A 13,588-nucleotide genomic window follows, 5' to 3' on the forward strand; every position below is an offset into this window, starting at 1 on the left:
CGGCGATATAGCTAGATAATCTAGCGACATGTCGCATTCGTCGAAGCTCCGCTGGGTGGGGCTCGTCTTCATCAGCATCGCCGTCTCCCTGATCATCGTGGACTCCACGATCGTCAACGTCGCCATCCCGTCGATCGTCGACGACCTCGGCATCTCGTCGACCGAGGTGCAGTGGGTGCAGGAGGCCTACACCCTCGTCTTCGCTTCGCTCCTCCTCGTCTTCGGCAGCCTCGCCGACCGCTTCGGACGACGACGGATGCTGCTGATCGGCGTCGTGATCTTCGTGATCGCCTCCGTGGCCGCCGCCCTGGCCTCCACCGGCGGGCTGCTCATCCTCTCCCGCCTCGTGCAGGGCGTGGGCGGGTCGATGATCCTCCCGACGACGCTGTCGCTGATCAACGCGACCTTCCGCGGCCGCGAAAGGGGTATCGCGTTCGCGGTCTGGGGTTCGACCATCGGCGGCATGGCCGCCGTGGGCCCGCTCCTGGGCGGATGGCTGACGACCGCCTTCTCGTGGCGGTGGGCCTTCGGCATCAACATCCCGCTCGGCATCATCATCGTGGTCGGCGTGCTGCTCACTGTCGCGGAATCGCGCAGCGACCGCGCCGAGCGGATCGACGGTGTCGGCGCGGTGCTGTCGGTCGTCACGATGAGCACCCTGGTGTTCGGCCTCATCGAGGGGCGCACCTACGGCTGGTGGCTCGTCGACACCGTGCCGACCCTCGGCGACGCGACCTGGCCGTGGGAGCTCTCCCCGGTGCCGATCGCGTTCGCCGTCGCGCTGCTCGGGCTCGCGTCGTTCATCGCCTGGGGCCTTCACCGCAGGCGCCGCGGCCGTTCGACGCTTCTCGCCTTCGGGTTGTTCGGCATCACCTCGTTCCGCAACGGCAACATCGCGGCGATGGTCGTCTCGCTCGGCGAGTTCGGCATCATCCTCGCCCTTCCCCTGTGGCTGCAGTTCGTCATCGGGTTCGACGCGCTCCAGACCGGCCTCATCCTGCTCGCCCTCGCGATCGGCTCGTTCGTGGCGAGCGGCATCGCCGGGGCGCTCTCGGGTCGCGTCGCCCCCGTGTGGGTGGTGCGGGCGGGCCTCGCCGCCGAGATCGTCGGCGTCGCCGGGATCGCCCTCGTCATCGGCCCGGACGCGTCGTGGGTTCCGCTGCTGCCGTTCCTCTTCGTCTACGGCCTCGGCGTCGGGCTCGCCACCGCCCAGTTGACCGGCGTCGTTCTCGCCGACGTGCCCGCCTCCGAGGGCGGCCAGGCGTCGGGCACGCAGTCGACCTCGCGGCAGCTCGGCGCGGCGCTCGGGGTCGCTGTGCTCGGAACGGTGCTGTACTCCAGCACGGCCGGGATCCTCGGCGCTTCCCTCGCCGACCAGGGGATCCCCCAGACCCAGAGCGACCAGATCGTCTCGTCGGTGGTCGACAGCGCCGGCGCCGCCATCGCCGGGCTCGAGGCGTCGGGCCAGAGCGCCGCCGTCGCGGATGCGGCGAAGGAGGCCTTCTCCGACGGAACGCGGGCCGCCGCGTTCACGGCAGCCGGCTTCCTCACGCTCGGACTGCTGGCGACGATCTCGCTCGGGTCCGCAGCATCCGCCCCCGCCCGCCGCCGCGAGGACGAGCCCACCGAGGTCTCCGAACGCCCGTGATCTGCCGCATCGGAGCCCCGCCCGCACCTCGAGGCGGCGTCATTCTACGAGGCGCCGTCCGATCCGGAAGAAGGGTCGACGCGCCACGAGGAATGGCGCACGCTGGGCAGTCCCAACGAAGGAGTTCGACATGAGCGACAACGACCACTCGAAGAACGACCCCGACGGCGACGTCAAGCCCGACGGCCTGGGCACGGACGGCACCATTCCGAACGAGCTCGGCGGCGTGGCGGCCGGACACACCGGCACGGCCTCGACTTTCGAACCGGAAGAGGACGAACAGGCCGACTAGCGGCCTCAGCCTGCCGACGGAGAGTGGTCGTCGACGTCGGGTTCGGCGCGAGCCACGTCGGCGATCTCTTCCTCCGGGCGGGGCGCGACCGTCTCGTCGACCTCGATCTCGGGAACGCTCGGCTCGCCCGGCTCGGGGATGCGGTGCGGTTCGACGTGCTCGGCACCTGTTGACACGGTGACCCCTTCGTTCGACGATCCGTCCAGCGTATGTCCGCCCGCACCAGGCCGCCGGGCGGCGACGTACACGGTGTTCGACGACGTGCCGCCGGTGAGCCGGTTGGCGAAGTCCACGACGTGCGCGGTGGCGTCGTCGAAGACCGACGACAGCGTCGACAGGAAGTCGGCGTCGGGCGGGTCGTCCGACCAGAGGGCGAAGATGCCGCCGTCGGCGAGGTGGCGAGCCAGTGAGGCGAGCCCCGCGGCCGTGTAGAGATCGGCGTGGGTCGGATCGAGCGTGTGACGCGGCGAATGGTCGACGTCGAGGAAGATCGCGTCGTAGAGCTCGTCCCCGGCACCCGGCGCCCGCCGCACGACCGCGAAGAAGTCGTCGTTCACCAGCGAGACCCGCTCGTCGCGCACCAGCTGCGCCGACACGGGCAGCAGCTCCCGCTCGTGCCAGCCGATCACGGCGGCCAGAGCGTCGATGACGGTGAGACTGCCGACCCGCTCGTCGGCCAGCGCGGTCGCGGCGGTGTATCCGAGGCCGAGGCCGCCGACGAGCACGCGCAGGTCGTCCCCCGTCGCGGCGGCCAGACCGAGGGTGGCGAGCTCCTCCTCGGCCACGGTGAACAGACTCGACATGAGGTACTCGTCGTTGAGCTTGACCTCGTAGATCTGCTCGCCCGTCGATGGATCGACCCGCCGCCGGAGCGTCAGCTCACCCATCCGGGTGTCCTGCCAGTCGAGCTCTTCGAATCGCGCGCTCATGGGTGTCTCGATCTCCGGCGCGCAAGAGGGCGCGCCTTCGCCCGAGGCTACCGGGCGATGCCGGGGTCGGATGCCGCGACCGAGGGTGGCGCGCGGTCAGAGGTGGGTGACCCCGCGCACGCGATGCCCGACCGCGATCGACTCGCCCGAGACGGCGGCGGCGAGAGGCGAGGCGAGGAAGGCGATGAGGTCGGCGATCTGCGCGGGCGACGACTCGCCGCCCCGACCCGGCTGCACGTCTGCGCTGGGCTCGTCGGTCACGCGGCCCGGGTTCACGACGTTCACCGTCACCCCGGTTCCCGCGCACGCGTCGGCGAGGTTCTCGGCGGCGATGATCAGCGCCGCGTTGCGGATCGATCCGCGCACGTCGCCCGTGACGAGAGCGTTCTGCCCGGCGACCCCGATGATGCGGCCGTAGCCGGCCTCGCGCATGAGCGGGAGCACGGCGTTCGCCGCGCGGAGGAACGTCATCGCCTTGCCGTCGACGGCGGCCAGCACATCGGCGGGATCGGCGGAGAGGGCCGGGTCGAGGGTCTGCGCTGCCGGCGCCGCCGTGACGACCAGCGCATCGAGGCGGCCGTGCTCGGCGAGCACGCCGGCGATCGCGGAGGCGACCGAGCCGTCGTCCGCAGCATCCATCACCACGTCTCCGGAGCTGCGCCCCGCGCTCAGCACGGTCGCGCCCTCGGCGCGGAGGCGCTCGACCACCGCGCTGCCGATGTAGCCGGTGCCGCCCACGACGAGGGCGACGTGTCCGTTCAGGGCCAGATCCATGATTCCTCCGAGGTTCGATCGACCCGTCGAGGCTACGCCGTCACGCCCGCCGTCGACCTTCTGCCGATCGGGGGCGTCGTCAGCCGGCCGCAGCCGCCTTCTCGCGGGCGCGCAGGTCTTTCCGGAGGATCTTGCCCGAGGCCGACTTCGGGATCGCGTCGATGAACTCCACGCGACGCACCTTCTTGTGCGGCGCGACCTGCTCGGCGACGAAGCCTGCCACGTCTTCCTCGGTGAGGCCGGTGCCCGCGACCGCGACGACGAAGGCCTTCGGCACCTCCTGGCCGTCGTCGTCAGAGACACCGATCACCGCGGCATCCGCGACCTTCGGATGCGACAGCAGCAGCGCCTCGAGCTCCGCGGGTGCGATCTGGTAGCCCTTGTACTTGATCAGCTCCTTCAGCCGGTCGACGATCGCGAAGTAGCCGTCGACGTGGTGCACGCCGATGTCACCGGTGTGGAGGAAACCGTCGGCGTCGATCGTCTCGGCCGTGGCGTCGGGGCGGTTCAGGTATCCGAGCATGACGTTCGGCCCCCGCACCCAGATCTCGCCGGGAGAGGTGAGTCCGTCGGCGCCGTGCTCGTCGATCTCGGCGCCCGAGTCGACGTCGACGAGCTTCGCCTCGACGTTCGGCAGCAGCACCCCGACCGCGCTCTCGGGCACGTCGTCGCGGTCGAACGGCGTGGCGTGCGAGACGGGGCTCAGCTCGCTCATGCCGTACCCCTGCAGCACGTGGGCGTTCAGGCGCCGCGCGGTGGCACGCGCCGTCTCGCCGTCGAGCGGGGCGGCGCCCGAGAAGACGGTGTGCACGCTCGAGGTGTCGAAGTCGTCGACGACCGGGAGCTTGGCGAGCGCGACGGCCACGGGCGGAGCGATGAAGAGGAACGTGCAGCGGTGGTCCTGGATGCTGCGGAGAAACTCGACGAGGTCGAACCGGGGCATCGTCACCAGGCTCGCCCGCTGGCGCAACGCGAGGTTCAGCAGAACCGTCATGCCGTAGATGTGGAAGAAGGGCAGAACCGCCAGCACGCGATCGTCGCGCCCGAGGTTGATCGCGATGCGGCACTGCTCGACGTTCGCGACGAGATTGCGGTGCGAGAGCATGACACCCTTGGCCATCCCGGTCGTCCCCGAGGAGTACGGGAGAACGGCGACGTGGGTCGCCGGATCGAACGACACGGCCGGCGCTGCCCGCCCCTCGGCCAGCAGCGCACGCAGATGGGGATGCCCGTCGGCGCCGTCGAGCACGATGATCCGCTCGTCGGGGATGCCCACCGCCCGTGCCGCCTCGGCCGCGTGCTCGAGGAGGGGCGAGATCGTGACGACCCAGGTGGCAGCGGAGTCTCGCAGCTGCTCCTCGATCTCGTGCGCCGTGTAGAGCGAGTTGACGGTCGTGGCGACGGCTCCCAGGCGCAGCACCCCGTGGAACACCGTCGCGAACGCCGGCACGTTCGGGCACAGCATCGCCACGACGGTGCCGACCTCGACACCGCGGTGGGCGAGAGCACCCGCGAACGCCTCGATCTGGCTGCGCAGTGCTCCGTAGGTCGTCTCGGAGCCGGTCTGCGGGTCGATCAGCGCCATGCGGTCGAGGTCGGAGTCTTCGAGTGATGCGAAGAGGTACTCGTAGACGCCGACATCGGGGATGTCGAGGGCCTCGTAAGGGCTGGTGAACATGCGGAGCACCTCTCGCTTCGTCGCGAACTCGCCGCCGCCCGCGGGCAGCGACTGGATGCTCCACTCTCACCCGATGAGCCTCTCCAGGGAACCCCTTGCGCCCAGGCCTGCCGATCCCCCCTGCCGATCCCTTCGCCCGAGCGCACGGCATGCACCCGAGCGCACGGGTTGAGCACGCACGCACGCCGTGTTCTCGGGCGGACGTCGTGCCCTCGGGGTGCATGCTCGCACTGGCACTTGCGCGGTAGGGCCCGTAACGTCGGCGGGATGACCGTCCCGACGAGCCGTCGCATCGAGCTGACCCTGCGTAAGCCCTGGTTCGCGCTCTACGCCGGCGTGCGCCCGACCCTCGTGCTCGACGGGCGCGGCCAGCCCACCCAGTGGGGCCTCGGCACGTGGCAGGTGCCGAGCGACGACGCGACCGTCGCGATCTTCCTCTTCACCCGCGTCTGGCGGTTCGGGCAGGCGGAGCTCACGCTCTCGCCGGACGACCGCTCGCTCGTGTACCGGGCTCCGTGGCTGCCGTTCCTCCGTGGCAGCATCCGCCCGGCACCTCCCGCGAACGCGCAGGCCTGACCCGCGCGCCGACGGGCCGGAGACCACCGCGCCCGAACGCGGGCAATGAGCGACCGCCTCCGCACGCTCACATCTCGCGGGTGATCGTCACCTTCACGTTCAGCGCCGACTTGAACGGACCGGCGTACACGCCGCGCAGCGGCGGAACGTCGTTGTAGTCGCGCCCTCGACCGACGAGCACATGACGGTCGCCGATCTCGATGTTGTTCGTGGGGTCGAAGCCCTGCCAGTCACCGGCGAACCATTCCACCCACGCGTGCGACTCGCCCGTGACGGCCACGCCCACCTCGGCGTTCGGACGCGGGTGCAGATAGCCCGAGACGTACCGGGCGGGGATCCCCACCTCGCGGAGGGCACCGAGGGTGATGTGCGCGATGTCCTGGCACACGCCCTTGCGCGCGACCCACGCCTCGTGAGCCGTGGAGAGCACACTGGTCACGCCGTGCATGTATTCGACCGCGTCACCGAGGGCCTCGGCGATCGCGTGCGCCGCGGCACCCGGGTGGTCGTGCTGACCGGCGATGGATCGGGCGATCTCGGCGACCTCGGGGTGGGGCCGCGTGCGCGCCGTCTGCGTGAGCTGCTCCACCGTCGCGATGGAGCGTTCGGCCTCGGCCGCCAGCGACTCCCACGACACGTCGAGGTGCTGGATCGGCCGCGGTCGCACCTCGACGAGCGAGCGAGCGGTGATGCTCAGATCGTCGTGGGGCGAGAGCACGTCGAACGCGCTGACGCGGGTGCCGAAGTAGTCGATGTACTGGTTCACCGACGTCGAGGGGTCGATGTCGAGCGACGAACTCAGCACGAACTGGCTGTCGGTCGAGACCGGCAGCATCCTCGCCTCGTTGTACGAGGCCGACACGTCGCCCTGGTACGAGAAGCCGGTCGAGTGCTCGATGCGCAATCTCTTCATGCCTGCCCCCGCCCGCGGGGGCGCAGCCCCGGTTGGTGAGCCTGTCGAACCATCACGAGATCTCTCCGATCCAGCTCGGCTCCGCCTGCGTCGGGAAGAACCGCTGGCGAATGGCCTCGGATGCTTCGCGCGTCACCTTCTGCACTCGCTTCATGTGGTGCGGCAACTCCGAGAGCACGTCGCTGATGGGGCTGTACTCGAGGTCGTTGCGGATCTGCCCGAGCGCCCGCAGCACCGTGTTCGAATGCCCGACACGATCGGCGCGCGGGTCGATGAGGCTCATGCACTCCTCCGCGCGCTGGATCGAGTAGATGATCGAGCGGGGGAAGAGCCGGTCGAGCAGCAAGAACTCGGCGGCGTTGTGGGCGCTGGGCATGCCGCGGTAGGTGCGCAGGTACGGCTCGTACGCCCCGCACGAGCGCAGGATGGTCGTCCACGACGGCCCGGATGCTTCGGTGAGCGATCGCGTCGCCAGGAGCCGCGCCGTCATGTCGGCCCGCTCGATGCTGCGACCGAGGGTGAAGAACTGCCAGGCCTCGTCACGGCTGGTCGAGGAATCGACGATGCCGACCGCGAGGGCGGCGCGTTCGCGCACCCAGCCGAAGAACTCCGACACCTTCTCGGTCTGCAGGCGCCGGGGCATGCGCGAGTTCGAGGTGTTCAGGGTCTCCCACAGCTCGGTGGAGACGATCTCGCGCGCCCGCCGGGCGTTCTCGCGCGCGGCCGTGAGGGCGTACGAGATGCTCGCCGGATTCATGCGGTCGATCGCCAGGCGCTGCAGCACGTCCTCGCGCCGCACGTGCTCGAGGCCCTCGGGCTGGGCCGAGCCCATCACGCTCAGCAGCGACCGGCAGGCGGTGTCTTCATCGATCCAGGGGTCTTCGAGAAGCAGCTGCAGGTGCACGTCGAGGATGCGCGCCGTTCCGTCGCTGCGCTCGATGTAGCGCCCGATCCAGAACAGACTCTCTGCGATGCGGCTCAGCATGAGCCGTCCTTCCTGGTCCCTGAGCGTGTCGAAGGGTCTGCGATGCGGCTCAGCATCCGGCACCGTCCTGGGCCTGCTGCTGCTGTTGTTCGGCCTGCGGCCCGTGCTCGGGGTCGGACTGCTGCTGCTGCTCCTGCTGCTCGCTGCGCGAGAGGGGACGGTCGTGGGGCGACACGACCGGCGCCGGCTGCCCGTCGTAGATGATCGGGATCGCCTCGGTCACCGTCGCCGCCTGATCGGCGACGAGGCCGGCGAGTCCGACGCCCTGCCCGTACTCGACGTGGCCGGGGGCCGAGCCGCCGACGATCCAGGTGTCTTTCGATCCGCCGCCCTGGCTCGAGTTCACCACGAGCTGCCCCTCGGGGAGCGCGACGCGAGTGAGCCCGCCCGGCAGCACCCAGACGTCCTCTCCGTCGTTGACCGCGAACGGCCGCAGGTCGGCGTGACGCGGACGCATGCCGTCCTCGACGAGGGTGGGGATCGTCGACAGCATGACCACCGGCTGCGCGATCCAGCCGCGCGGATCGGCGAGCAGGCGCGTGCGCAGCTTCTCGAGTTCGGAGGGCGATGCGTCCGGCCCGACGACCAATCCCTTGCCGCCCGACCCGTCGACGGGCTTGACCACGAGCTCGTCGAGGCGGTCGAGTACTTCCTCGAGCGCGTTCGGGTCTTCGAGGCGCCAGGTGTCGACGTTCTTGAGGATCGGCTCCTCGGCCAGGTAGTACCGGATGAGGTCGGGCACGTAGGTGTAGACGAGCTTGTCATCGGCGACGCCGTTGCCGACCGCGTTGGCGATCGTGACGTTGCCCAGCCGCGCGGCCAGCATCAGTCCGGGGGCGCCCAGCATCGAGTCGGCGCGGAACTGCAGCGGGTCGAGGAACTCGTCGTCGACACGACGGTAGATGACGTCGACGCGCTGCGGACCGCGGGTGGTGCGCATGAAGACCTTGCCGCCGGCGGTGAGCAGGTCGCGCCCCTCGACGAGCTCCACGCCCATGAGGCGGGCGAGCAGGGTGTGCTCGAAGTACGCGGAGTTGTAGACGCCGGGGGTCAGCACCACGACGTTCGGGTCTTCGATCCCCGGCGGGGCCGAGGCGCGGAGGGCGGCGAGGAGCTTGTTCGGGTAGTCGCCGACGGGGCGCACGCGCATCGAGACGAAGAGCTCGGGAAGCGTCTGCGCCATCACGCGGCGGTTCGAGATCACGTAGCTCACGCCCGAGGGCACGCGCACGTTGTCTTCGAGCACCCGCATCTCACCGTTCTCGTCTCGGATGAGGTCGATGCCCGAGACCTGGATGCGTACGCCGTTGGCGCTGCGGATGCCCGCGGCCTGGCGGTAGAAGTACTGCGACGACGAGATCAGACGCGCGGGGATGACACCGTCGCGCACCGCGTGCTGGTGGCCGTAGGCATCGTCGAGGAACGCCTCGAGCGCCTTGACGCGCTGCTTGACCCCGGCTTCGACCTTCGACCACTCGTCGTAGGTGATCACGCGCGGCACCGCGTCGAGCGGGAAGGGCCGCTCTTCGCCGGCGAAGTCGAACGTGACGCCCTGCGCGAGGTACGAGCTCGCGAGCGAGTCGGTGCGCCCGCGCAGCTCTTCCTGCGTCATCTTCGCGAGCGCCTGGTAGAGCTCTCGATACGCGGTGCGCGACTCCGCCGCCTCACCGGGATGAGCGGGGTGACCGAACATCTCGTCGAAGGCGGGTACCCCCGACGCCGTCTTGCGCGGCGCCAGCGTGGAGCCGTATCCGTCGAACAGGTCGCCCATCCCCTGAGCCTATCCCCGCCCGTGTTGCGGCATTGTTTCGCCCCGCAGCATCCGTCTCCCTCTTCTTCGCTCCCCTCCTCGCGGGAGGATGCGGCTTCGTCCAGACCGTGCGGTCTCGACGGCCCAGGAGGGCGGATGCTGCGGGGGCGCGCCGCGGCCGCGGAGATCAGCTGCGCTGCGCCCGCCTGAGAAGCCGCCGGGGGCTCTCGTCGCAGCATCCGCCCGCCCCTCGGGCGGACGTACGCTGAGCGCATGCCCGTCGCCTCCCGACCTTCACCGCTCCTACCCGCCATCGCCGGCGTGGGCTCGGTGGCGCTCGCGGCGGGCGCGGGAGAACTCGTCGCGGGGCTCGTCGCCCCCGCATCGAGCCCGTTCGCCGCCGTCGGCGGCGCGATGATCGACCTCGCGCCCTCGTGGGCGAAAGACACCGCCATCGCGCTCTTCGGTACGAGCGACAAGATCGCGCTCCTCGTCGGCATCGGCCTCGTGGCCGCGGTCCTGGCCGCCGGCGCCGGGGTTCTGGAGGCACGCCGCCCGCCCTGGGGCCGCTTGCTCGTGCTCGCCATCGGCATCGGCGGCGCGGTCGTGGCTGCCACCCGCCCCGACGCCTCCGTCGCCTCCTGGTTCCCCGCGGCACTGGCCGGCGCGATCGGCGCGATCGCGATCCGGTACCTGGCCCGTTCGGCGGTGCGGTCGCAGGAGGCCGCCGGGCGCACCGACGACGGTCCCGCCGATCCCGGCCGCCGCGGATTCTTCGTCTGGGCGGGAGCCGTCACGGCGACCGGCGTCGTGCTCGCGATCGCCGGCAGCGCGGTGCGGGCGGGCGCACAGGTCGTGACCGCGGCCCGCGACGCGATCCGCCTGCCGACGCCCGCCTCGCGCGCACCCGCGGTGGCCGCGGGGGCCGAGCTCGGGATCGACGGGCTCGCGCCGGTCATCACCCCGAACGCGGACTTCTACCGCATCGACACCGCCCTGGTCGTTCCCCAGGTGTCGACCTCCGACTGGTCGCTGCGTATCCACGGCATGGTCGAGCAGGAGGTCACCATCACCTGGGACGAGCTCCTCGCCCTTCCGCTGGAGGAGAGCATCACCACACTCACCTGCGTGTCGAACGAGGTCGGCGGCGACCTCATCGGCAACGCCGTGTGGCTGGGCTACCCGATCCGCGAACTGCTCGCTCGCGCCCGACCGAGCGCCGACGCCGACATGGTGCTCTCCCGCTCGATCGACGGGTTCACGGCCTCCTCGCCGATCGAGGCCCTCACCGACGAGCGCGATGCGATCCTCGCCGTGGGCATGAACGGCGAACCCCTGCCGACCGAGCACGGCTTCCCCGTGCGAATGGTCGTGCCCGGTCTCTACGGCTACGTCTCGGCCACGAAGTGGGTGACCGAGTTGGAGGTCACCCGTTTCGACGCGGCGACGTCGTACTGGACCGACCGCGGCTGGTCGGAGCGCGGACCGATCAAGCTCGAGTCGCGCATCGACGTGCCGCGCCGCAGCACCTCTCTCACCGCCGGCGAGACGGTCATCGCCGGAGTCGCCTGGCAGCAGCACGTGGGGGTCGCCGGCGTCGAGGTGCAGATCGACGAGGGCGAGTGGCAGCAGGCCACCCTGGCCTCGGCCATCAGCGACGACACCTGGGTGCAGTGGAGCCTGCCGTGGCAGGCAGCATCCGGCACCCACCGGCTGACCGTGCGCGCGACGAACGCGGACGGCGAGACCCAGACCCCCGACCGCGCCGACGTCGTGCCCGATGGCGCGACGGGCTGGCACTCGGTCGAGGTCACCGTGCGCTGACTGCACCGGCGAAACCGCACGCCTTCGTCGAGCGGTCTCGGCGGCCGGGACGAGGCGGATGCTGCGCGTCAGACCGTGAGCACGTGGCGCAGCTGCTCGACGGCCCAGTCGAGCTCGGTGCCCCGAACGACCAGCGGCGGGGCGAGGCGGATCGTCTGCCCGTGGGTGTCTTTGACGAGGACGCCGCGTGCCAGCATCCGCTCGGCCACCTCGCGCCCGGTGCCGACGGCGGGATCGATGTCGACGCCCGCCCAGAGACCGGCCACGCGCACCGCGGTCACGCCGTGACCGACGAGCGCGTCGAGCCTGGCGGCGAGGTGCTCACCGAGGGCCGCCGCGCGCGTCTGGAACTCCCCCGACGCCAGCATCTCGACCACCTGCAGGCCGACGGCCGCGGCGAGCGGGTTGCCGCCGAAGGTCGAGCCGTGCTCGCCCGGGCGGATGACCCCCAGCACGTCACGGTTCGCGACGACGGCAGACACCGGCAGGATGCCGCCGCCCAGCGCCTTGCCCAGGAGGTAGACGTCGGGCACGACACCCTCGCGATCGCAGGCGAAGGTCGTGCCGACCCGGCCGAGCCCCGACTGGATCTCGTCGGCGATGAACAGCACGCCGCGCGCCGTGCAGAGCTCGCGCACGGCCCGGAGATACCCCTCGGGCGGAATGACCACGCCCGCCTCACCCTGGATCGGCTCGATCAGCACGGCGGCGGTGCTCTCGTCGATCGCAGCCTCGATCGCCGCGGCATCGCCGAACGGCACGTGCACGAAGCCCGGAGCGTAGGGGCCGAAGCCCTCGTACGCGACGGGGTCGTCGCTGAAGCCGACGATCGTCGTCGTACGGCCGTGGAAGTTGCCGTTCGCGACGACGATCTTCGCCGCATCCGGTGCCACGCCCTTGACGCGATACGCCCATGCGCGGGCGACCTTGATGCCCGTCTCGACCGCCTCGGCCCCGGTGTTCATCGGCAGAACGAGGTCTTTGCCGCACAGCTCGGCGAGCGCCGCGGCGAACGGCCCGAGTCGGTCGTTGTGGTAGGCCCGGCTGGTCAACGTGAGCCGATCGAGCTGCTCGCGAGCCGCCGCGAGGATCGCGGGGTGTCCGTGCCCGAAGTTGAGCGCGGAGTAGGCGGAGAGCAGGTCGAGGTAGCGCTTGCCCTCGACATCGGTGACCCAGGCGCCCTCGCCGCGCGAGATGACCACCGGCAGGGGGTGGTAGTTGTGGGCGAGGTGGTCGTCCTCCGCCGTGATGATCCGCAGGGTTCCGGTGTCGGTCGAGGTGCTCATCGCGAGCCGCCGCGCAGTTCGAGGGTGCAGCACTTGATGCCGCCGCCGCCGAGCAGCAGCTCCGACAGATCGATCAGCACCGGGTTGTAGCCGCGCTCGCGCAGCTGCGCCTCGAAGCCCTTGGCCCGGGGCGAGATCAGCACGTTCCGGCCGTCGCTCGCGGAGTTGAGCCCGAAGACCGCGCCGTCGGCGTCGTCGACCTGGATCGCGTCGGGGTAGCGCTCGGCGAGGATGCCGCGGCCTTCCTCATCGAACGCGCTCGGCAGGTAGGCGATGTTCGCCCGCTCCACCCCTCCGGCCCCTGAGCCTGTCGAAGGGCCCTGAACGGGGTCGAGCACCGAGATCGCCGTGTCGAGGTGGTAGAAGCGCGGGTCGGTCAGCGTCAACGACACGACCTCCTTGCCGAAGACCTCTCCCACCTCGCGGTGGCTGTCTCCGGTCGAGCGGAACCCGGTGCCGGCGAGGATCGTGTCGCCGACGAGCAGGAAGTCGCCCTCGCCCTCGTTGACCTCGGCGGGCTCGGCGACGGTGTAGCCGTTGTCGCGGAACCATTCCATGAACGCCGGCCCCTCGGCCGCGCGCTCGGGGAAGCGGAACTTCGCGCCGTAGGCGATGCCGTCGATGAGGAAGCCCCCGTTGGCGGTGTAGACCATGTCGGGCAGGCCCTCGAGCGGGTCGATGAGCTCGACCTCGTGACCGAGCGCGAGGTAGGTGTCGTAGAGCGTCTGCCACTGGCGCAGCGCCACGTCGGTGTCGGTGGGCCGGCTCGGCTCCATCCACGGGTTGATGCTGTAGCTGACGGTGAAGTGCTGGGGCCGGCACATGAGGTAGCGACGGTGCTGCGCGATGCGCTCCGCCGGAACGGAGGGGGCGGCGGTTTCGTTCGTGGACATGGGGCTCCTCGACTGTGCGTATAGCAAGGGGCGGCGGACG

Annotated in this window: 12 protein-coding genes; 4 read left to right on the plus strand and 8 right to left on the minus strand. The window is 70.7% G+C overall.

From position 1 onward, the window contains the following. Positions 1-28: 28 nt before the first annotated feature. Together ABTU82_RS06990 and ABTU82_RS06995 are read left to right on the plus strand one after the other, a co-directional pair. Positions 29-1,648 (plus strand): DHA2 family efflux MFS transporter permease subunit, encoded by a 1,620-nt coding sequence (locus ABTU82_RS06990; RefSeq protein WP_407172566.1) that lies wholly within the window; start codon positions 29-31, stop codon positions 1,646-1,648. Positions 1,649-1,778: 130 nt separating this feature from the next. Next, positions 1,779-1,940 (plus strand): hypothetical protein, encoded by a 162-nt coding sequence (locus tag ABTU82_RS06995; protein ID WP_165817980.1) that lies wholly within the window; start codon positions 1,779-1,781, stop codon positions 1,938-1,940. 5 nt (positions 1,941-1,945) lie between these two features. Here the strand turns inward: ABTU82_RS06995 and ABTU82_RS07000 are convergent, their stop codons facing one another. The 3 genes from ABTU82_RS07000 to ABTU82_RS07010 all read right to left on the minus strand — a co-directional run bounded on the left by ABTU82_RS07000 (position 1,946) and on the right by ABTU82_RS07010 (position 5,321). Beyond that, on the minus strand, positions 1,946-2,869 hold the full coding sequence (locus ABTU82_RS07000) for a spermidine synthase (protein WP_407172568.1): 924 nt from the start codon (positions 2,867-2,869) through the stop codon (positions 1,946-1,948). A gap of 96 nt (positions 2,870-2,965) precedes the next feature. Then, positions 2,966-3,643 carry an SDR family NAD(P)-dependent oxidoreductase gene (locus tag ABTU82_RS07005; RefSeq protein ID WP_407172570.1) on the minus strand — a complete coding sequence of 226 codons (678 nt, stop codon included), beginning with the start codon at positions 3,641-3,643 and terminating at the stop codon, positions 2,966-2,968. Between the two features lie 79 nt (positions 3,644-3,722). Beyond that, positions 3,723-5,321 (minus strand): AMP-binding protein, encoded by a 1,599-nt coding sequence (locus ABTU82_RS07010; protein WP_407172572.1) that lies wholly within the window; start codon positions 5,319-5,321, stop codon positions 3,723-3,725. Between the two features lie 267 nt (positions 5,322-5,588). On the opposite strand from ABTU82_RS07010, the gene ABTU82_RS07015 reads away from it, so the two are divergent. Next, a complete protein-coding gene (locus ABTU82_RS07015; protein ID WP_407172574.1) occupies positions 5,589-5,897 on the plus strand; it encodes a hypothetical protein in 309 nt (102 codons plus the stop codon). Between the two features lie 67 nt (positions 5,898-5,964). Here ABTU82_RS07015 and ABTU82_RS07020 read toward each other — a convergent pair whose 3' ends face one another. From ABTU82_RS07020 to ABTU82_RS07030, 3 genes are read right to left on the minus strand one after another with little or no spacing between them, the layout of a single operon-like run. After that, positions 5,965-6,810, minus strand: coding sequence for a transglutaminase family protein (locus ABTU82_RS07020; RefSeq protein ID WP_116648037.1), 846 nt, complete (start codon positions 6,808-6,810; stop codon positions 5,965-5,967). Between the two features lie 52 nt (positions 6,811-6,862). Further along, positions 6,863-7,795 (minus strand): alpha-E domain-containing protein, encoded by a 933-nt coding sequence (locus ABTU82_RS07025; protein WP_116648038.1) that lies wholly within the window; start codon positions 7,793-7,795, stop codon positions 6,863-6,865. A 49-nt stretch (positions 7,796-7,844) separates the two neighbouring features. After that, positions 7,845-9,566: a circularly permuted type 2 ATP-grasp protein gene (locus ABTU82_RS07030; protein WP_116648039.1), complete on the minus strand. Its 1,722-nt coding sequence runs from the start codon at positions 9,564-9,566 to the stop codon at positions 7,845-7,847. A gap of 252 nt (positions 9,567-9,818) precedes the next feature. On the opposite strand from ABTU82_RS07030, the gene ABTU82_RS07035 reads away from it, so the two are divergent. Then, a complete protein-coding gene (locus tag ABTU82_RS07035; RefSeq protein WP_407172576.1) occupies positions 9,819-11,369 on the plus strand; it encodes a molybdopterin-dependent oxidoreductase in 1,551 nt (516 codons plus the stop codon). Between the two features lie 68 nt (positions 11,370-11,437). Here ABTU82_RS07035 and rocD read toward each other — a convergent pair whose 3' ends face one another. Together rocD and ddaH are read right to left on the minus strand one after the other, a co-directional pair. Further along, the gene (gene rocD / locus ABTU82_RS07040; RefSeq protein WP_116648041.1) at positions 11,438-12,655 is read right to left on the minus strand and encodes an ornithine--oxo-acid transaminase; all 1,218 of its coding nucleotides are present in this window, start codon (positions 12,653-12,655) and stop codon (positions 11,438-11,440) included. Next, the gene (gene ddaH / locus ABTU82_RS07045) at positions 12,652-13,548 is read right to left on the minus strand and encodes a dimethylargininase (protein WP_407172577.1); all 897 of its coding nucleotides are present in this window, start codon (positions 13,546-13,548) and stop codon (positions 12,652-12,654) included. The genes rocD and ddaH overlap by 4 nt, the downstream gene beginning before the upstream one ends. Positions 13,549-13,588 lie beyond the last annotated feature (40 nt).

Origin of the sequence: Microbacterium deferens (assembly GCF_045517775.1) — a bacterium.
Classification (GTDB): domain Bacteria; phylum Actinomycetota; class Actinomycetes; order Actinomycetales; family Microbacteriaceae; genus Microbacterium.

Coding starts and splice junctions, on each gene's coding strand:
- ABTU82_RS07010 (WP_407172572.1), bottom strand. CDS start 5,321: ATGTTCACCAGCCCTTACGAGGCCCTCGACATCCCCGATGTCGGCGTC.
- ABTU82_RS06995 (WP_165817980.1), top strand. CDS start 1,779: ATGAGCGACAACGACCACTCGAAGAACGACCCCGACGGCGACGTCAAG.
- ABTU82_RS07035 (WP_407172576.1), top strand. CDS start 9,819: ATGCCCGTCGCCTCCCGACCTTCACCGCTCCTACCCGCCATCGCCGGC.
- ddaH (WP_407172577.1), bottom strand. CDS start 13,548: ATGTCCACGAACGAAACCGCCGCCCCCTCCGTTCCGGCGGAGCGCATC.
- rocD (WP_116648041.1), bottom strand. CDS start 12,655: ATGAGCACCTCGACCGACACCGGAACCCTGCGGATCATCACGGCGGAG.
- ABTU82_RS06990 (WP_407172566.1), top strand. CDS start 29: ATGTCGCATTCGTCGAAGCTCCGCTGGGTGGGGCTCGTCTTCATCAGC.
- ABTU82_RS07000 (WP_407172568.1), bottom strand. CDS start 2,869: ATGAGCGCGCGATTCGAAGAGCTCGACTGGCAGGACACCCGGATGGGT.
- ABTU82_RS07030 (WP_116648039.1), bottom strand. CDS start 9,566: ATGGGCGACCTGTTCGACGGATACGGCTCCACGCTGGCGCCGCGCAAG.
- ABTU82_RS07020 (WP_116648037.1), bottom strand. CDS start 6,810: ATGAAGAGATTGCGCATCGAGCACTCGACCGGCTTCTCGTACCAGGGC.
- ABTU82_RS07005 (WP_407172570.1), bottom strand. CDS start 3,643: ATGGATCTGGCCCTGAACGGACACGTCGCCCTCGTCGTGGGCGGCACC.
- ABTU82_RS07015 (WP_407172574.1), top strand. CDS start 5,589: ATGACCGTCCCGACGAGCCGTCGCATCGAGCTGACCCTGCGTAAGCCC.
- ABTU82_RS07025 (WP_116648038.1), bottom strand. CDS start 7,795: ATGCTGAGCCGCATCGCAGAGAGTCTGTTCTGGATCGGGCGCTACATC.